Source organism: Mojavia sp. (assembly GCF_059505145.1).
On record NZ_JCACKA010000073.1, the window covers coordinates 30741 to 49814 of the forward strand.

The window sequence follows — 19074 nt, forward strand, 5'->3', positions numbered from 1 at the left end:
GTGCTTAAGGGTTCGTATGTAATCAAAACGAGCGCGGCAGGACTCGAACCTGCGGCAGACTGCTTAGAAGGCAGTTACTCTATCCACCTGAGTTACGCGCCCAAGATAAAACTATGGCTCTTAAACGAGTCATCTATTAAATTATATCGTTTCCCTTAATAAGAAGCAATTGAAAATTGCAGATTTCCCCGTGGGAAGGCTAAGATGCTAGTCGCTAGTTAGTCAATGTACACTTAAAACGAAATAAATGGACTATCGGTTAGATATATTGTGTGGTCAATGGGTTATTTGCGTGTTGGTATAATAAATAACCTCTGGGCGGCTGGCTGTAGATTAGCTTTTTGCGATCGCCAAGCTTGCCCCAATGTTACGCTAGGTAATCGCACTCTTGGCGATACTTTCAAATCGGATTATAGATCGCATATCGAGAACGCCCCTGTGAGGAGTTATTTGCTAGTGCCATGTTTATTCTCAAACGGCAGGATGTAGAAATATCAAGCATTCAGCATCCCAAGCGGGATCAGCCAATGCCAGTCCTCCACTATCAGGGGCAAACCTTTCGCTTGATTAGTATTTTCAAAGCTAGCCAAGAGGAAGAAGCTAGAGCCTTGTGGAGAGAATTAACTGATCAACGAGGTAAAGCTTGTGTTTTGCTGGAGGAACCAGAGCGCTATAGCGTCTGGGGGAAAATACGTTTAGAGCAGGCGGGTACTGATACAGGTGGACACAGCAAAGCTGGAATTTTTGTCCAAGCTAGTATTATGCTGCTACAAGCTGTTTATATGGACATTGAAGATTTTCTAGGTGCTAGACAAGCAGCTTTATTTGAAAAAGATATTGCGGAGGTATTGCAACAAAAGCAATTTCCTAAAATAACTTCTCAAGAAGCAGTCAAAGCCTTGTTAATTCAGAATCCACAGGATACAGCCAGCCTACCTCCTTGGCAAGAAAATCATGTAATTATTTTCTTGCAAGAACTTCATAAGCTAGGGAAAACCTATCTTGGCAACGCGAAATTTACCTATCCAGCGCTTGAGCGTTTACAAGATATGCAAGAGGGAGAGCGATCGCTGTTTATCACTTGGCTAAATCAATCTCCAATGAGTAAACTGTGGCAGTAGCATAAGACACTGTGGGACAAGATTGCTGCCACATACAGTTGCTCTTGACGTCCGATTGCGTACGGCTTAGTAGAGCAATTGAGAATTTGTTGTCATTACATACATAGACTGCTTCCCACACAGTCTTGCACGTCAAAATACTGCCAGAGTGTGTTTACTATAGTCAAGCCCTATGAGTAGCTCTTACGATAATTCATACCGTTCTAAATCTATTTTCAGCACTGGGAACATTGTTTTGCTTGGCATTGGCTGGGCAGTCCTGGCGCTGTTATACTTTTTATTGTTTAGTGCCAAAGTTCCAGGAGCAGATGGCATAGAAAGCCGCGCCGAGTGGTATGTGATTGGTACAAATATTTTTGAAGCGTTAGCCTACCTGGGTGCAAGTATCTTATGCTTGAGGAATTGGCGTAGTCCGCAAATTGTCAGTGGTCGAAATGTTTGGCTCGCTATTGGCATAGGTATGCTTTCTTATTTCCTGGGAGGGATATTTTTCGGTTATACAGAAATAATTTTAAAAGATGAACCGGATGTGTCGATTGGCGATGTGTTTTTTGTAGTAGCTTATCTGTTACTAGGTGTAGGCATGATTTTGGCAGCAACTCATAGGCGAATCAATTTAGAAAAATGGCAATGGCTAATTGTGTTGGCAATTGGAGTGTTTGGTAGTTTGTTGGCTTGGTGGATTTCTCTGCAACAGACAAAATCCCTAGACCCGCTAGGCACTATTTTGAATTGGTTTTACATAGTTAGCGACGTAGCTCTTTTGGTTATCGCCACCACTTTGCTGTTAGCCTTTTGGGGAGGAAGAGTCGCCCAGTCTTGGAGAATGATTGCAGCCGCAGCGTTTTCACTCTACATTGCAGATATGTGGTTTAAATACGCCCAAGGCCCAAATTATCAAAGTGGAGAGATACTAGAAGTGTTTTGGGTGTTTAGCGGAGTCTTATTTGGTATGGGCGCTGTTTTAGAATATGACACATCATTGAGCCGATCGCGGCGGGAGCGAGGAAAGAAACGAGCTTAGAAAAGATTTTTGGTGTCTACCGTGAGAAAATTAACAGATTCAGACAAGCAAGAAATTCTTAAGTTATATCGAGAAACTGCCGAAACAACCTCAACTTTGGCGGAACGTTATGGCGTCAGTAACTCAACAATTAGCAGGTTGCTTAAAAGTACCTTACCCGAAGAGGAGTACGAATACCTCGTTTCGTTGAAGCGTGCTGCTAGAACTCCTGAGGGTCGGGCACAGGTAAGCTATGAACAGTTGCCTTTGTTGAGTCAGCCAGAGCAAGAAACTCTTAGCAACCAGACCGAATCCTCGCAGTTGCCGGAGATTGAGTCAGCAGAGGTAGACTTAGAGGCAGAATCTCAAAAAGAGGATGGTACGAATTTCACACCTGTTATTAGACGGGTGCGGCGGCGTTCTTCAGCAGAGACAAAAGCCCAGCCAGCAGCAGAGCAGTTGGAAATATTACCTAAAAAGCCGCCAGAAAGTGCAAGTATTCCTAGTTTAAAACTACCGGAAGTTACAAGTATTCCTAGCCCGAAGCGGCCAGAAATTACAAGTATTCCCAGTCCAAAACTACCGGAAGTTACAAGTATTCCCAGTCCGAAGCGGCCAGAAATTACAAGTATTCCCAGTCCAAAACGGCCAGAAATTACAAACATTTCTAGCCCAATGTTAGAGGATGAACATCCACAAGCAAACGTATTCGCCCAAATGCTGGGTGAAGACTTGCTAGATGAGTCCGAGGATTTGGATGATTTGGATGATGATTTAGAAGAGGAAGATTTTGAGGATGAGGATGACGATTTTGAAGAGCCAAGACCTTTAGTCGCAAGGCGCAGGCCTGGTGAAGCACCAGTTCAAGTTTTACCATTGTCGTCAGCTCTTTTGCCTAAAACTTGCTATTTGGTAATTGACCGCTCCTCAGAATTAATTACGCGACCACTCAAAGACTTTGGTGACTTGGGGCAAATTCCCACTATCGAAACCCAGCAAAGAACTTTGCCGATTTTCGATAATCACCGAGTAGCTAAACGCTTCTCTACCAAGCGCGATCGCGTGATTAAAGTCCCCGATAGTAAAATGCTGCATAAGGCTCGTACCCATCTGCAAGCTAAAGGCATTACAAGACTGTTGATTGATGGTCAGGTATATTCCTTATCTCCTGTTTAGATGTTATGGAAACACCTACTGGCTACGGTGTGGTATTGGCGACAACTGCCAACGTCCAAGAGGCAAAAGCGATTGCAAATGCCCTTGTGGAAGCTAAACTCGCTGCTTGTGTGAGTATATTGCCCATTCACTCGGTTTACACCTGGCAAGGGGAAATAAACGCAGAGAATGAATGGCAGTTGTTAATCAAAACTGATTTGGCACAATTTCCCACCATTGAAGCCAAAATCCGGGAAATGCACTCCTATGTAGTGCCAGAAGTTATTGCTTTACCAATTCTTGCAGGTTCTCATCCCTACCTGCAATGGATATCCGAACAGGTGAAGGGTGAGCGGTAGGGAATTTAAAATTCAAAATTACTCTCCCCATCTTCCTACGTTTCAAGGAGATGGGGTAATTTATTGAATAATTTTGTTGCTGATTCACAATTGCCAATTAACTGTAAACAGCAGCAGCAAAACGCGTTGCCAAGTTAATAATGTCCTGTTTACGGGCAATTTGATTAATCCATTCTTCGGGAATATTCTCCACACCGTAGTAAATTCCAGCTAACCCACCAGTAACGGCGGCGGTAGTATCTGTATCTCCACCTAAGTTAACAGCTTTTAACACTGCCTCAGAGTAGGATGAGCTATTTAACAAACACCACAGCGATGCCTCTAGGGTATCAATAACGTAGCCACCAGAATTAATCTCTTCTACTGGCAGCTTGGCAATTTCACCACTGTAGATTCTGGCAAAATGCGGTTTTTCCAGCAGGTATTCGCGCACTGAATAAATTGTTTGGATTTTGTTTAAACTTTGCAAATAAGCCGCTTGTAGGTCAGCCCCTTCTAATAAAGCAACGGCGATAGTAATATAAATGCCACAGGCCATTTGCGATCGCGCATGGGCATGAGTAATTGCAGAAACATCATGCACCCGTGCGATTAATTCGCTAAAAGTTAAGCTTTTGTGACAATAAGCCATTGGCAATATTCTCATCAAAGAACCATTACCATTAGTATTTTCAATCTTCCCACCTGCATCTTGGGGTAAAATTCCCTGCTTTAAGCGCATAATCGCTGCATGGGTGCTATGGCCAATATCAAATAGTTCACCACGAGGAGTCCAGTAAGCTGCCTTGTACCAGCGCCAGAAGGAATTGGCTATGGCATCTAATGAATAGCCTCTACAAAGACTCTCTGCCAAGCAAAACGTCAATGAACTGTCATCTGACCAAGTTCCTGGCGGTTGATTCCATGTGCCATAACCCAGCATCTTTGTCACCGGAGATTTAACTCGTTCAGCACGGCTAGTAAACTCCACCGGCACACCTAACGCATCACCGACACATAAACCCATCAAACCAGATAATGTTTTTGCAGCGGTTAGCATTATTCAATCTCCCTGAAAGTTTCCAAAATTTAACTTTATAGATTCTCTCTAGAGCTTATTGCAATAGTTGCTACAGCCTACTGTTTCATCCTATGTGGAAATATTCTAAAAAGTTGATTAATAGGTTATTTTATCAACCCTATCTTGGCTGACTTATATTTATAATTATTGTGCCAGTTTCAAAAGAGTCTACTCTTAGCCAAAACTAACGGGATTGAGCTATGAAAGCTTGTAATTATAACATTTATAGTTGAGATACAATGGACAAATACCTTTTAAGGACTGGGCATCAATAGCAACAATCATTGAACAAAATTCTGCAATTACTGGAACATATTTATTTGGTTTGCGACTTATAACTTAACAGCAAACTTACAACATTTATTCAAAAATATGAAACGCTTTATTAAGTCTTTCATGACAATTTCTACATTGTCTTCCTTAGTAATTGCTCCTCTTTTTCTATCTGCTGGTCAAGCTTCGGCTCAACAAAAAAATGGTACTGATGCTAGCTATATTGGTGCTGGCGTTGCAGGTGGGGTGACTAATGGCGGACAAATTGGTCAAGATGCTCAGTTTGGTGGTAATCTAACAGGCCGTTTAAAATTAGGGCCTACCCCCTTTTCTGCACGCACTCAAGTTCTATTTACAGATCAGACGACTGCTATCATCCCTCAAGTTTCCGTAGACGCACCAATTGCTAAGGGTACCAACCTATTTTTAGGTGCTGGTTACTCTTTTGTAGAAACCGATGGTAAACAAACTCCTCTAGGCGATAGAAATGGCGTAGCGCTAACGGCTGGTGTAGAATCTGAAGTTGCTAAAAACTTCCTCATCTACAGTAATGCCACCGTAGGTATGAAGACATATCAAAATAGCCCTGCTTCTGCTGTCAGCATCCAAGGTGGTCTAGGTTATCGTTTCAGATAAACTAACTCCCGCTGCTGGAATACCATGCATGAGAAGGGGATTGGGGATTGGGTACTGGGGACAATAAGAGAAACTCTTATTCTTATAACTCACGAATCAAAACTCAGGACTCAGGACTCAGCACTCAGCACTTTACAAAGTAAAAAATGTTGAGTTTATTTACACCTAAAATAAAATATATGCTGGTTTTGTTAAGTGTTGCTTCACTAGCAAAGCCGGCTTTTTGCCATGTTAAAATTAAAATATTCCTCCCATTTCCGACCGGATTTCCGGGGATCACCTAGCCGAATGGGTGCTTTTAAATTTGCAGCTTCGGCGTCTACCGATGCTTTATCTAAGAATAGTCTACAACTCTAATGGTTAAATCCCCTCCTTCCCCGATAGCCAGCCGTAAGCCTTCCAAAGTAGAAGGACTCAAGGAAAACAGTAATTTTTTGCGTGAACCCGTAGCCACCGAGATACTTCAGGACACAACTCACTTTAGCGAAAATGCCGTGCAGATGCTGAAGTTTCATGGGTCTTACCAGCAAGATAACCGTGATAATCGCGTCAAGGGGCAGGAGAAAGATTACCAGTTTATGCTGCGGACAAAAAATCCAGGTGGATTAGTGCCACCGCAGCTGTATCTGGCTTTAGACAAGCTGGCTGATGAATATGGTAACCACACCTTGCGAGCAACTACCCGTCAAGGGTTTCAGATGCACGGGATCTTAAAGAAGAATCTCAAATCAGCAATTGCCACTATCGTCAACAACTTGGGTTCCACCTTGGGTGCTTGCGGCGACGTCAACCGTAATGTGATGGCTCCCCCAGTCCCTCTGAAAAATCGCCCAGAATACCAGTACGCTTGGGAGTATGCCCAGAATATCGCTGACTTGCTGTCACCGCAAACGGGTGCTTATTACGAAATTTGGCTAGATGGAGAAAAGGCCATTAGCGCTGAGGAAAACCCAGAGGTAAAAGCAGCGCGACAACGCAATGGCAATGGCACAATCATCCACAACACAGAAGAACCAATTTATGGCACTTATTATATGCCGCGCAAATTCAAGGTTTGCGTAACAGTGCCTGGGGATAATTCCGTTGATTTGTATTCCCAAGACCTCACTTTAGTAGTAATTACTAATGAAAAGGGTCAACTAGAAGGGTTTAATGTTTTTGCTGGTGGTGGCTTAGGACGGACACACGGTAAAGAAGAAACCTTTGCGAGACTGGCAGATCCAATTGGCTATGTGTCAAAGGATGATGTTTACGATGTAGTAAAAGCGATTGTTGCCACTCAACGAGATTATGGCGATCGCTCCGACCGCCGTCACGCTAGATTAAAATATCTCATCCATGATTGGGGCGTAGAGAAATTCCGCGCCAAGGTTGAAGAATATTTTGGCAAACCAATCGCACCCTTTAAAGAACTACCAGAGTTTAAATATTTAGACTTCCTGGGATGGGATGAACAAGGTGATGGCAAGCTATTTTTGGGAATTTCCATTGATAATGGCCGAGTCAAGGATGAAGGTTCGTTTCAACTGAAAACTGCCTTACGGGAAATCGTTGAGCAGTTTAACTTGCCCATCCGTTTAACACCTAACCAAAACCTGATTTTTTGCGATATTGCACCGGAAAATAAACAAGCGATTCAGGAAATTCTCAACCGTTGTGGCATCATCTCTGATCCCAGTAAAATTGACGCTTTAGAACGATTGGCAATGGCTTGTCCGGCTTTGCCTACGTGCGGTTTAGCTATCACCGAATCAGAACGGGCAATACCTGGGATTTTGGAGCGGATTCGCACAATCTTAGGAAAAGTTGGTTTACAAAACGAACATTTTGTAGTAAGAATGACAGGCTGTCCTAATGGCTGCGCTCGTCCCTACATGGCAGAATTAGGATTTGTAGGTAGCGCACCTGAATCTTACCAATTATGGTTGGGAGGTTCGCCGGATCAAACCAGATTGGCGTTACCTTACATGGAAAGGCTACATCATAACGACTTAGAAACCCAACTAGAGCCGATTTTTGTCTACTTTAAGCAGTCACGAAAATCTGGGGAAAGCTTTGGTGATTTTTGCGATCGCGTTGGCTTTGATGCCATTCGGGAATTTGCTGGCAATTACGCATCCCAATCAGTTGCACCGCCAGAAATTACCGACGATAACGATGGTTTATTAGAGACAATGGGAGACTCTACCACCACCGAAATCACGGAAGATAGTGGGTATAGAGAAGTGGCGATCGCTAATACTACTATTGCTACCAGTAAAAACCGTCGTCGCGTTAGCCTGCAAGATGAAGTTTATAGCAAGCTCAAAGAAGCCGCTACCCGCCAAGGCAAGCCGATGACTGAATTAGTAAATGAGGCACTCAAAGCTTACTTACAAAATCTGTAGTCAGTAATTTTAACCGCCGATGAACGAGCCAGTGCGTTGGTGTTAGCGTAGCGGTAGCGACGTAGGAGCGTCGGCAGTGCGGTCTTGGGGGTTTCCACGCTACTTGCAAAAAGAGCGGCTCGCCGCCCAACGCAGGGCTGCCCCATGAGGAGCTGCCGAAAGGGTTCCCCGACTTGTAGACGCAAAGCGGCTTTCCGCAGGGTAGCAACTGCCGTGCTAATAAACGCCGATGATACTGATAAATTATCGGTGTTTATTTATATTTGGCAGTTTATGCTCCTATGACTCAACTACAACGAATTGCGATCGCACCCTCCCAATTTCAACAAGAGCAAATTTTACTCACAAAAGAGCAACAACATTACTTAGTAAGGGTGTTGCGTTTGCGTGAAGGCGATCGCTTTATTGCTATGGATGGTAAGGGTAAATGGTGGTTGGCACAGCTAGAAACAGAGCAAGCACAGATTTTAGAACCACTTACAATAACAACTGAATTACCTGTAACAATTACGCTTTTGGCAGCCTTGCCCAAAGGTAACGGGTTTGATGAAGTGGTGCGGTGTTGTACGGAGTTAGGTGTAGCTAAGATTGCCCCAGTGTTGAGCGATCGCACTTTACTTAATCCCAGTCCCCAAAAACTCGAACGTTGGCGGCGGATTGCAGCAGAAGCCGCTGAACAATCAGAACGTTCTTTTGTACCAACGATTTTAGAACCTGTTGCTTTTAGCTCTGCTATTACTGCTGGTGTCGCAGATCACCGTTATATTTGTGAGGCTCGTGGTGAGTATCCCCATTTAAAAGATGTGATTCATCCTGTCTCTACAGAGATTCTTATTGCTACTGGCCCAGAAGGGGGATGGACTGAAAAAGAAATTGAGAGTGCGATCGCGGCTGGATTTCAAGCAGTTTCTCTTGGTCGTCGCATCCTACGAGCAGTTACAGCGCCAGTAGTGGCATTATCAATAATTACCGTAGCTTGTGAAGTATAAAGGATGTATATCTCACGCAAAGGCGCAGAGACGCAAAGGCGCGAGACGTTCTTTCTGCGTGGATGTAAATAAAGTAATGATTGAGCAAGTTGCCAATGCCTTTGAGCGTAAAGATTATAGTACTGCTGCTAAATTACTCAAACAACTGTTAAAAGAATCACCAGAAAATCCTTGGGTAAAATTTTATGTTGGACGCTTACATGAAGTATCAAGTAAGCGCCAGGATGCAGAAAAAATTTATCGACAACTGCTGCGAAGTACAACCAATACAAAAATCTTGACGCAAGCACGGCAGGGATTGCAGCGACTGCAAGAAATTGAACAAGAAGAAAGACAACGAGCGATCGCCCAAGCAAAATCTGAACCCAACGACACGGAACTGGGGGTGCTAGTCTTAGAACCACTTAGTAACGAACTTAAAACCCAAGCAGCCCCCAAATTTGCCCAAATCATGCAGATTGATGCTTACACTGCACGGTTAATGTTACCAAGTCGCGGCTGGAAGTTATATCGCACTGGACAAGTAGGAGAACTAAAATTTTATGGTACACAACTACAGAAAGCTGGCATTCCCTGCTTTTGGGCAACTTTAGCTGCAATTGAGCAAATTCAAGTTTTTCAAGTCCAACATTTTGCAAAATCTGCGGCTAATACTACTATTGTTTGTCGCAACCAAACAAATCAACTCGGTTCCTTAACCTTTAACTGGTCAGAAGTAAAAGCACGGGTGGTAGGGCTTTTGCCTATTTTTGAGCAAGTTGTAGATGTTGACGTTCGCCGTAAACTCGAACGCAAAACTCAAACGCAAGACTATGCCCAATTTTGTGACTTGCATCTGCCTGGTAGAGGTTGCATTCTACGACTTTATGACAACGGCTACGAATTCCAGCAAGGTATAGAAATTACTTCTCAAGCTAGCCAAAATACAATCAGAATCAATTGGAATTCCTTACTAGCATGGGTTGAGCAGCAATTACCTCAAGTAAAAGTCTGGTCTGATTTCAAACCTTTTGCCGAGACACTATTGGATCAAACAGAAATGCTGGGTAACATTCAGTCTCACATTCACCTATTTCGTAGGGAAAAGACTAATTGGGACCCAGCTTTTCATTTATATAGTGGATTAGTGTTTTTAAATGGGGAGATAGAAACCAGAGGAGCAAGGGGAGAGTAGCAATGATGAATTACCACCCAATGCCCTTGTTTCTAGATTTGCAAATTTATCCAGGAGTTTTTACCTGACGAGCCATGTCTAAGTAAGCGCTCATATTAGCCCCAGGACGGCGACGACCATTGGAAGTGCCAACAGAAGCAGCGACATATTTGGGCGCGAAGGTAGTTTCTTTTGGCTCTTCTTTAACTGCTTTGGCTGCTGAAGCTTTTGCATTTTTGCCGGGCTGCACCTTAAGACCCTCGGCAGTCTGGACGAGTTCCACATCTAGTGGTTTTGCGTCTTGAGCTGGTGGTTTTGCCTCTTTAGCTGGTTTTGCCTTACTTGCTGCGGCCTTTGTGCCGTTTGTTGGCTCTGGCTTGGATGGCGCTGGAGTATCTGATGTATTTGATGTATCTGATGTAAGTGTTTGTGCAGTTTTTTTAGCGTTAGATGCAACTGTCTGCGTTGCTTGTTTAGCATTCTCTAGAGCTTTTTCTGTTGCTTGTTTAGCATTTGATGCTGCTTCTTTAACAATAGCTAAGGGCTTCGGCTCATTAGCTTCGTCTAGTTCCAAGTAGTAACCGTTACTTTTCTTTTTCTTTCCTGGTAATAGTCCAGTAAGGAAAGACACAATCCCTGTGATCAACTTTTTGATAAAATCCATTACAATTTCTCCTGCCTGTTATATCTGAAAATTTGACCGTAATTATTAAGAATTACGACAGAATATTACATTTGTTTGCTTTGTGTCATCCAGTTCTGAATGACAACCATTATAGGTTTGTGCTTAATCGACATTGTAGTAATAATACAGAGCAAGTATTCTTAACTTACTTTTGCAAGTACCTGCAACCTGCATACACCGAGAACTAATTATTAAATTTTACTATGACTGAGGGCAAGATCCTGAAAGTTACCTTAACAAAAATTAACAAAATTTTATTTATAAATGTCGACTCGAAGCCAAGATAGCGGTTTTTTTTGAACCAGTGAAAAGAGTGTCATAGATTGTTTGAATGACACCATAATACTTCGTTAAATTTTCTACAGGCTTGATTCAGCAGGGTTCTAGCAATGAAGATTAAAAACCAGCAACAAAATCCTGTGTTGTTAATACATGGCATTAACGACACAGGGGCAGTTTTCCATACAATGGAGCAATATTTAAGACAACGGGGTTGGTCTGTCTATACTCTAGATCTAGTGCCTAATAATGGTGATATAGGTCTAGATGAGTTAGCGCAGCAAATAGCCGATTATGTTGCAGCTAATTTCTTACCAGAACAACCACTGGATTTGGTAGGCTTCAGCATGGGAGGAATTGTTAGTCGTTACTATCTTCAACGACTGGGAGGAATTCAGCGCGTGCAGCGGTTTGTCACTATTTCTTCTCCCCATAATGGAACTATGATAGCTTATGCTTCCCAGCGTCCTGGCTGCAAGCAAATGCGCGTCAACAGTGCATTACTCAATGATTTAAATTTTGATGCTGCCATGTTAAAGCAGCTGAATTTTACATCTATCTGGACTCCTTACGATTTAATGATCGTCCCAGCAAATAGTTCACAAATGCTACTGGGACGGGAGGTGATATTGCCTGTGGGATTGCACTCTTGGATGCTGACAGACTCCAGAAGTTTAGCAGCAGTAGCAGAAGCCTTGACAGAGCCAGTTAAGCCCTATCCCCAATTTGTGTATACTCGGAACTCCCAAAAATTGCCTCTGGGTGGCGGTAATATTTGAACTCCATTAAGTTGTAAAAGGGATCTTCTAAAAAGAAAGTACGATGCTCTAAAGGAGAACCAACAAAGCGATTTTTAGGTTCTTCTCTAAAAAGTAGTTTTTGGTGCTGTGCCTTTTCTAGTAATTCTTCCCAGTCTTGTTCTAGTGTAAACACTAATCCAAAATGTCTAGGATAGATACCACGTTGCGCTGTAAGGGGTTCTTTAGTGACGTGAGCTACTAGCTGATGACTGTAAAAATTCAGTATCAATGCATGAGGGTTTTCACGCCCAGGAATGCAACCTAATCCGTCAACATAATATGCTTTTGTTTGAGCAATATTGGAAACAGGGAAAGCAAGATGAAATAAAGTTTTGTTCATAGCTTTTCTCTAGAAAATTATTATGGGGATTGGGGATTGAGGATTGGGGATTGGGAAAGAAATAATTTCATTCCCTTGTTGTGGGCTTTTGCCTGTGGGAGACTCTCTACAATTTATTCTCTTCAGCACGGATGATAGCCAGCCAGCTTGCATATATACTTCTGGTTATTATTGGATTAACACCTAATAAATTTATAATTTTATACTTGACCTTTGATAATTACTGCAAATTTCATCATTTAAGAGGCAAGGGCGATCGCCTGCATCAACGTCTTTAACGAATGCTATGAAAATGTATTCATTGGCTAACCATACTCTCTTCACTAGTGCCGATGAATAAAAGTTTTGCCTTGTCTTGCCCAGACCCCTCTAGCTTTATCCGGAAAGAGGCGAGAATATATGTAAGTCTAGGATCATAGGGTGGAGGGGATCAAGCAGCAAAGTGCTAAATTCGTTATTCTGTTGATATTCAAGCAAAACTACTCGTGATGTATTGCTGATGTTCTCTTCGATAGATTCTGCAAATCCTTGGTTGGTGGGAGTCGGATTAAACGCAATTTTGTTGGGTTTAGTGTGGATTGCTCCTAAAAAGCTGCTTACCCCAGCTGGAATATTCCACGCCTGGTTGCTGGGCGTACTGGTTTGGGGAACATTGGGTTGGCAAGGATATTTAGTGGTAGGGTTTTATTTTCTGGTTGGTTCAGGAGTGACGCGCATTGGCATAGCACAAAAGGAAGCGGAAGGAATTGCTGAAAAGCGTTCTGGTGCAAGAGGCCCAGAGAATGTCTGGGGTTCTGCTTTGATTGCGGCGCTGTGTGCTGTAGGAGTAGGAATGATAAATTTGGGATTATTTGCTCCTATTACTCAGTCCCTAGTACTCAGCCTCCAGTCCCTATTATTGTTGGGCTATGTAGCGAGTTTTAGCACAAAGCTTTCTGATACTTGTGCTAGCGAAGTTGGTAAAGCCTACGGTAAACGAACCTTTTTGATTACTACACTGCAACCAGTTCCGCGTGGTACAGAAGGTGCAGTTAGCTTAGAGGGAACCTTAGCTGGTGTGGTGGGTTCACTTGCGATCGCTTTACTTGGTTGGGGAGTTGGTTTGATTAATCTGTTAGGGATCGCTTGGTGTGCGATCGCAGCGTTGATTGCCACTAGTCTAGAAAGTGTAATTGGGGCAACACTGCAATCTAAATATACTTGGCTGACCAATGAAGTGGTAAATATTTTGAATACATTAATCGGTGCGATCGCAGCTATGCTACTTGCCTGGGCATGGACAAGTATTATAGCTTGATGTTTGCTCATCAAAAATATCTTCAGTATTTTTAGGCTTTTTATACTCCTGTGCAGCAGGTGAACTTGGCAATTGCTCTATCGCTAAATAATTTTAATAAATATAAAATTGATTTATTAAATACTTTTTTAAACTTAAATTTATGAGATATTTATTATTTTTAATCTAGAAATTCTAGGCATTACATTAATGCTCGTATAATCTACTAATATTTTCACCACATATTTAATTTATGGAATCTTTATCATTTTTAGCTGTAGATAACCAACCAATTTCTATTGAACAGGCAGTAAAATATCTGCAAGCCTCTGGCAAATTAACACAGTTTATTAGCGATATTCTTCGCCAGTACGTAATTGAGCAAGAAATCAGAATGCGAGACGATATCGAAATTAGTCCGGCTATAACCGAACAGACAATTATTGATTTTCGGCTCAAAAATCAACTGACTGATCCCCAAGTTTTTCAAGAATGGTTAAAGAAAAATGGTACAGATTATCCTACCTTTTACTCATCAATTACTTTAGGTTTTAAATTAGAAAAACTGAAAGCTGTAGTTACAGAACCAAAACTTCCAGAATATTTCATTGAACGTAAAATTTTTCTGGATCGGGTGGTACTGTCTCGAATTGTTGTTGATAATCATGAGCTGAGTGAGGAACTACAAACCCAAATCGAGGAGGGAGGCAGCTTTGAGCAATTAGCCCAAGAGTATTCGCTAGCCGATGATCGGATTGTCAATGGCATGATGGGGCCAATTAGCCGCGGAACAATGCCAGATATATTAAGGGCAGCTGTTGATGCAGCAAGTCCTGGGCAATTGATAGGGCCAATAGAACTCGTTCCCGCAACCCCTGAACAAGAAGGACGTTATGGTTTGTTTCGAGTAGAACAATTTCTACCAGCGTCTTTAGAAGATACTCAACTAAAGCAAGCACTAAAAAATGAGTTGTTTGAGAAATGGCTAGCCGAGAAAATTCACAAGCTGACAGTCAAACTACAAGTGAGCTAATTCTGGATAATCAATCTTTAAGAGTAAACGTGCTAGCTTCTGTACCGTGGAATCAACCGCCGCTATCCTGGCTTAGTCCCGAACAACAATCCCGATTGCGAAATCTCGCAGAAATTCGTCGGTACAGTCTTGGTGAGAAAATCTGGTCAAACCAAGTCGGAGGTTACCAGTTTTTAATCATTACTGGTAAAGTCCGCTTGCGAGACGATAGACGCTACAAATCGGCACAGCCATTGCTACCTCAAGAAAGTGTTGGCAAACCATTGGCATCTCTACAAGCAGGAGATTGGTTTGGCGACTTACAAAAGTTCTCTACAGATTGCAAGGCTGTAGCTGCTAGTAAAGAAGTAATAGTAGTCTGCTGGGATACTGTACTGTGGATGGAATTTTCAACACCACAAATTGAAAGCTTCTGGCAAGGTTCACAGCAGGAGGGAGAGATTGAGGGAAATCGAGAAACATTCTCCCAATTCCCATTACCCGTTATCCCCAGAGAAGACCACGAGTTTCTCAATTCCCAGTCCCCAATCCCCAATCCCCAGTCTCCATTATCTCTTATCCCCACAGGGGGCCACGAGTTTCCCAGTTCCCAATCCCCAATCCCCAATCCCCAGTCCCCAATCCCCAATCCCCAATCCCCCTCATCAGAAATCACAGGTTATCCTTTTGTTACTAGCAGGAATACAGCTGCCGCCTGTTTGACAATGGTGGCGCAATATTTGAATAATGCTGTGAAACTAGAATGGGTGCAACGCCAACTGAGGGGAGAACGCCCGAAAAATGTTGTGGAAGCAGCAGAAAAATTAGGCTTAGTGTTGCAGCGGTTGCAAATGAATTGGAGTGATTTGCGGCAGTTGTCATTTCCAGCCTTATTACAGTGGAATTCGGACACACTTGCGACTTCCTCTTGGGTGGTGGCGTATGGAATTAAAGGCGATCGCCTCATTATCGCCAATCCCTTAAATCCCGATCATATTTGCGAAAAACTTCCCCAATCGGTGGTTGAAGCTGCTTGGGATGGGCAGATATGGCAAGTAGAATTGATCTCCAAGCAAGAAAAATTTAACTTGGGTTGGTTTACACCAGCAGTTTGGAAGTACCGAGAATTATTAGGCGAAGTCTTACTAGCGTCTTTGACGTTGCAGCTGTTGGGTTTAACGACACCGCTAATTACTCAAGTCGTCATAGACAAAGTAATGGTGCAAGAGAGTTTGCCAACTCTTGATGTCATGGCGATCGCACTTTTACTGGTAGCTATATTTGAAGCTGTACTCGGCATCCTGCGCTTATTTATCTTTACCCATACAGCTAGGCGTTTAGATTTAAGTTTATCAGCACAGCTATTTCGCCACTTAATGCGGCTGCCTTTAGCTTATTTTGAATCACGGCGCGTTGGAGACACAGTAGCCAGAGTTCAAGAACTCGAACAAATTCGCCAGTTTCTTACAGGTACAGCATTAACTGTAATTTTAGATAGCATCTTTGCTGTGGTGTATCTAGCATTGATGTTTTATTACAATATTCCTCTCACCTTTGTGGCATTGGCAGTGTTGCCGTTGTTTGCTACGTTAACGATAGTTGCCACACCAATTCTGCGTAATTGGCTCAACGAAACTTTTAACCGCAGTGCTGATAGTCAATCATTTCTAGTTGAGACAGTCACGGGGATTCACTCGGTAAAAGCCCATGCAGCAGAACCAGTAGCACGCGATCGCTGGGAAGGCTTATTTGCTCGCTTCATTCGCACAAGTTTTAAAGCCTCTACCACCTCCAACATCAGCAGCAATATCGGTGACTTTCTCACCAATTTTTCCATCTTGCTAATTCTCTGGTTTGGAGCCAAGTTAGTCATTGAACAGAAACTCACCATCGGTCAGCTTGTAGCTTTTCAAATGTTATCAGGAAGAGTCACAGGGCCACTTTTGCGCTTAGTGCAGTTGTGGCAAAATCTGCAACAAGTTCTACTATCTGTAGATCGCATTGGTGATATTCTCAACGTCGCCCCAGAAGCGGAACCTGGCACAGGTTTAGTTTTACCATCTCTCAAGGGTCAAGTAACATTCGAGCAAGTCTTTTTCCGCTACCAAGCAAATACAGAACCCGTTCTTCGAGGTATATCTTTTAACGTCGAACCAGGACAATTTGTTGGCATTGTGGGACGCAGCGGTTCTGGTAAAAGCACCCTTTCTAAATTATTACAACGCCTCTATCAAATAGAATCAGGACGCATCCTCATAGATGGATTTGATATTAAAAGTGCCGATTTAGCTTCACTGCGGCAACAAATTGGCGTAGTTTTACAAGAAGACTTTTTGTTCAACGGTTCAATTTTAGAAAATATCACCCTTGGGAATCCTGATATTACCGCAGAGCAAGTAGTAGAAGCTGCAAGGTTAGCTGTGGCTCATGATTTCATCAGTCAATTGCCTTACGGTTATGAAAGCAATGTCGGCGAACGCGGCACAGCCTTATCTGGAGGACAGAGACAACGTATTGCCTTAGCGCGGTTATTTCTCTCCTCAGCACCGATTTTAATTTTGGATGAAGCTACCAGTGCTTTAGATAGTGAAACTGAACAGCAAGTTTTGCAAAACCTGCAAAAAATCTCTGCCAACCGCACCGTATTTCTCATCGCCCACCGCTTTGCTCCTCTCAAACGAGCGGACTTGATTTTGGTGATGGAGCAAGGCGTAATTGCGGAACGTGGCACTCACGCACAATTGTTACAACAAAAGGGTTTGTACTGGTCACTTTATCAACGCCAGCAGGCAAATATTTAGAAACGCCGTCAGGCTTTAAAAGACTTCATTAGAGTCAGCAGGGAAATCACTTTCCCTGTTTCTTTTACATTCCGCAAGCTGAAAGAAAGATTTCCGTATTTTCTAAAGAAACTCAGTCGTGATTGGTATTCGTAGTACTGATACCATTTCAAGAAAATCCTGATACAAATCATTGGTTTTTCATTCTTTCCCCCTGCTCCCTGCCCCCTGCGACCTATTTGTATCAAACTTAAAGTGAAACGGTATGATGGATCAACGTGAGCGATTAGCCCGACGGCGTGATGCGTCAGGACGAGCATCGGACTTTTTGCCACCTGTTAGGGTTCGTGGCGCTGATTGTTTAGCTGATTTTTGTGGCAGCGGTTTAGCAGTAGAGTGAGCCGGACGCTTGCTAGCTTGAGGTCTGTGCTTGCGTTCATCTAAAATTGGTTCGGACTTGGTGTGGGAATTAGCTCCAAAGCTAGCAACCACTTCAAAAGGCAAGCGCTGTTCAATCAGTTTTTCAATATCTGCCAACAGATCGTATTCATCGGCGCACACAAGTGAGATAGCTTCACCTGACGCGCCAGCGCGGCCAGTGCGACCAATGCGATGAACATAATCCTCTGGGACATTGGGTAGATCGAAGTTGACCACATGGGGCAGTTCGCTGATGTCGAGACCACGCGCTGCAATGTCGGTTGCTACTAGTACCTGTAAAGTGCCGTTCTTGAACTTCGCCAGAGCATGGGTACGCGCCGATTGGCTCTTATTACCGTGGATCGCCAATGCTTGAATGCGCTCTTCAGCCAACTGCTTCACCAGACGGTCAGCACCATACTTCGTGCGGGTGAACACTAGCACTTGGTACCAGTTATCTTGCCGAATCAGGTGAGCAAGTAATTGACGCTTCCTGTCACGGTCTATTTTGTAGACTTTTTGTGCCACTGTATCGGCGGTAACGTTGCGGCGTGCTACCTCGATCATCTTCGGGCGATTCAGCAGCCCAGCAGCGAGTGCCTTGATTTTGTCTGAGAAGGTTGCAAAGAATAGCAAGTTTTGTCGCTGTTTGGGTAGGAGCGAGAGAATGCGACGGATATCACGAATAAAACCCATGTCCAACATCCGATCTGCTTCATCCAGCACCAAAACCTCAATATTTGACAGGTTCACCGTGCCCTGTTGCACATGGTCTAGCAGCCGCCCTGGGGTAGCGACCAAAATATCTACCCGACCCTTCAAAAGCCGTTTTTGCGGATTAATGCTGACCCCGCCGTACATCACCATCGTGTTCAACTTTAAATACTTGCCGTACTCATGCACGCTCTCGGCCACCTGTGCAGCGAGTTCACGAGTCGGGGTGAGAATCAGCGCCCGGATCGGCGAGCATCCATTAGATGTGCTTTTAACGCTGTCGGACGACAACCGATGCAGTAGCGGCAGGGTGAAACTGGCAGTCTTTCCAGTCCCGGTTTGGGCACCAGCTAGCAAATCCCCACCCGACAAGATGGCAGGAATCGCCTGCGTCTGGATTGGTGTAGGTTTGGTGTACCCTCGCTCGGTGACAGCACGGATAATTTCATTGGACAAGCCGAGATTAGAAAAAGACATAAAACTCCAGAATTAACATCGGTCTGTCGCCAGTGGCGGCATCAGTTTGAGGCGGACGGATGGTTTGAAGGGGTTCTGAGCAGTAAACGCCAAGACTGAAAGCGAATGCCACAATTCTGCATTTTAACAGAGTCTAGTTCGTTGTGTCCTGATGT

Annotated in this window: 18 protein-coding genes and 1 tRNA gene; 12 read left to right on the plus strand and 7 right to left on the minus strand. The window is 43.5% G+C overall.

The genetic code is table 11. The features are described from left to right. Nucleotides 1–28 precede the first annotated feature (28 nt). Nucleotides 29–102: transfer RNA gene (locus tag AC5JL8_RS18655), tRNA-Arg, on the minus strand. Between the two features lie 359 nt (nucleotides 103–461). On the opposite strand from AC5JL8_RS18655, the gene AC5JL8_RS18660 reads away from it, so the two are divergent. The 4 genes from AC5JL8_RS18660 (at nucleotide 462) to cutA (ending at nucleotide 3638) form a co-directional block, all read left to right on the plus strand. After that, nucleotides 462–1121, plus strand: coding sequence for an Npun_F0813 family protein (locus tag AC5JL8_RS18660; RefSeq protein WP_495881178.1), 660 nt, complete (start codon nucleotides 462–464; stop codon nucleotides 1119–1121). A 172-nt stretch (nucleotides 1122–1293) separates the two neighbouring features. Next, nucleotides 1294–2145 (plus strand): hypothetical protein, encoded by an 852-nt coding sequence (locus tag AC5JL8_RS18665; protein WP_495881179.1) that lies wholly within the window; start codon nucleotides 1294–1296, stop codon nucleotides 2143–2145. Nucleotides 2146–2166: 21 nt separating this feature from the next. Beyond that, nucleotides 2167–3300 carry a transposase gene (locus AC5JL8_RS18670; RefSeq protein WP_495881180.1) on the plus strand — a complete coding sequence of 378 codons (1134 nt, stop codon included), beginning with the start codon at nucleotides 2167–2169 and terminating at the stop codon, nucleotides 3298–3300. Nucleotides 3301–3305: 5 nt separating this feature from the next. Then, the gene (gene cutA, locus AC5JL8_RS18675) at nucleotides 3306–3638 is read left to right on the plus strand and encodes a divalent-cation tolerance protein CutA (protein WP_495881181.1); all 333 of its coding nucleotides are present in this window, start codon (nucleotides 3306–3308) and stop codon (nucleotides 3636–3638) included. 97 nt (nucleotides 3639–3735) lie between these two features. Here the strand turns inward: cutA and AC5JL8_RS18680 are convergent, their stop codons facing one another. Continuing rightward, on the minus strand, nucleotides 3736–4677 hold the full coding sequence (locus AC5JL8_RS18680; RefSeq protein ID WP_495881182.1) for an ADP-ribosylglycohydrolase family protein: 942 nt from the start codon (nucleotides 4675–4677) through the stop codon (nucleotides 3736–3738). A gap of 393 nt (nucleotides 4678–5070) precedes the next feature. Between AC5JL8_RS18680 and AC5JL8_RS18685 the strand changes: the two genes are divergently transcribed. Both AC5JL8_RS18685 and sir read left to right on the plus strand, forming a co-directional pair. Then, nucleotides 5071–5607, plus strand: coding sequence for a putative outer membrane beta-barrel protein (locus AC5JL8_RS18685; RefSeq protein WP_495881183.1), 537 nt, complete (start codon nucleotides 5071–5073; stop codon nucleotides 5605–5607). A 356-nt stretch (nucleotides 5608–5963) separates the two neighbouring features. Then, on the plus strand, nucleotides 5964–7994 hold the full coding sequence (gene sir / locus AC5JL8_RS18690; protein ID WP_495881184.1) for a sulfite reductase, ferredoxin dependent: 2031 nt from the start codon (nucleotides 5964–5966) through the stop codon (nucleotides 7992–7994). Here sir and AC5JL8_RS18695 read toward each other — a convergent pair. After that, complete coding sequence (locus AC5JL8_RS18695) at nucleotides 7976–8140, minus strand: hypothetical protein (RefSeq protein ID WP_495881185.1); 165 nt, start codon at nucleotides 8138–8140, stop codon at nucleotides 7976–7978. The two genes, sir and AC5JL8_RS18695, sit on opposite strands and share 19 nt — an antisense overlap. A 135-nt stretch (nucleotides 8141–8275) precedes the next feature. Here AC5JL8_RS18695 and AC5JL8_RS18700 point away from each other — a divergent pair, with 135 nt between their 5' ends. Together AC5JL8_RS18700 and AC5JL8_RS18705 are read left to right on the plus strand one after the other, a co-directional pair. Continuing rightward, a complete protein-coding gene (locus AC5JL8_RS18700) occupies nucleotides 8276–8983 on the plus strand; it encodes a 16S rRNA (uracil(1498)-N(3))-methyltransferase (RefSeq protein ID WP_495881186.1) in 708 nt (235 codons plus the stop codon). A gap of 76 nt (nucleotides 8984–9059) precedes the next feature. Continuing rightward, complete coding sequence (locus tag AC5JL8_RS18705; protein WP_495881187.1) at nucleotides 9060–10157, plus strand: tetratricopeptide repeat protein; 1098 nt, start codon at nucleotides 9060–9062, stop codon at nucleotides 10155–10157. A 46-nt stretch (nucleotides 10158–10203) separates the two neighbouring features. Here the strand turns inward: AC5JL8_RS18705 and AC5JL8_RS18710 are convergent, their stop codons facing one another. Next, nucleotides 10204–10800 carry a hypothetical protein gene (locus AC5JL8_RS18710; RefSeq protein ID WP_495881188.1) on the minus strand — a complete coding sequence of 199 codons (597 nt, stop codon included), beginning with the start codon at nucleotides 10798–10800 and terminating at the stop codon, nucleotides 10204–10206. Between the two features lie 410 nt (nucleotides 10801–11210). Here AC5JL8_RS18710 and AC5JL8_RS18715 point away from each other — a divergent pair, with 410 nt between their 5' ends. Beyond that, entirely contained in the window at nucleotides 11211–11879 is a 669-nt protein-coding gene (locus AC5JL8_RS18715) for an esterase/lipase family protein (RefSeq protein WP_495881189.1), read from the plus strand. Here AC5JL8_RS18715 and AC5JL8_RS18720 read toward each other — a convergent pair. Then, on the minus strand, nucleotides 11809–12240 hold the full coding sequence (locus AC5JL8_RS18720) for a VOC family protein (RefSeq protein ID WP_495881190.1): 432 nt from the start codon (nucleotides 12238–12240) through the stop codon (nucleotides 11809–11811). The genes AC5JL8_RS18715 and AC5JL8_RS18720 overlap by 71 nt on opposite strands. A gap of 499 nt (nucleotides 12241–12739) precedes the next feature. Between AC5JL8_RS18720 and AC5JL8_RS18725 the strand changes: the two genes are divergently transcribed. From AC5JL8_RS18725 to AC5JL8_RS18735, 3 genes are all read left to right on the plus strand, one after another. Further along, nucleotides 12740–13537: a TIGR00297 family protein gene (locus tag AC5JL8_RS18725; RefSeq protein WP_495881191.1), complete on the plus strand. Its 798-nt coding sequence runs from the start codon at nucleotides 12740–12742 to the stop codon at nucleotides 13535–13537. 232 nt (nucleotides 13538–13769) lie between these two features. Further along, on the plus strand, nucleotides 13770–14549 hold the full coding sequence (locus tag AC5JL8_RS18730; protein WP_495881192.1) for a peptidylprolyl isomerase: 780 nt from the start codon (nucleotides 13770–13772) through the stop codon (nucleotides 14547–14549). Beyond that, nucleotides 14498–17329: a type I secretion system permease/ATPase gene (locus AC5JL8_RS18735; protein ID WP_495881193.1), complete on the plus strand. Its 2832-nt coding sequence runs from the start codon at nucleotides 14498–14500 to the stop codon at nucleotides 17327–17329. Before AC5JL8_RS18730 ends, AC5JL8_RS18735 begins: the two co-directional genes overlap by 52 nt. A 252-nt stretch (nucleotides 17330–17581) precedes the next feature. Here the strand turns inward: AC5JL8_RS18735 and AC5JL8_RS18740 are convergent, their stop codons facing one another. Together AC5JL8_RS18740 and AC5JL8_RS18745 are read right to left on the minus strand one after the other, a co-directional pair. Continuing rightward, a complete protein-coding gene (locus AC5JL8_RS18740; protein ID WP_495881194.1) occupies nucleotides 17582–18919 on the minus strand; it encodes a DEAD/DEAH box helicase in 1338 nt (445 codons plus the stop codon). Continuing rightward, complete coding sequence (locus AC5JL8_RS18745; RefSeq protein ID WP_495881195.1) at nucleotides 18906–19031, minus strand: hypothetical protein; 126 nt, start codon at nucleotides 19029–19031, stop codon at nucleotides 18906–18908. The genes AC5JL8_RS18740 and AC5JL8_RS18745 overlap by 14 nt, the downstream gene beginning before the upstream one ends. Nucleotides 19032–19074: the final 43 nt, after the last annotated feature.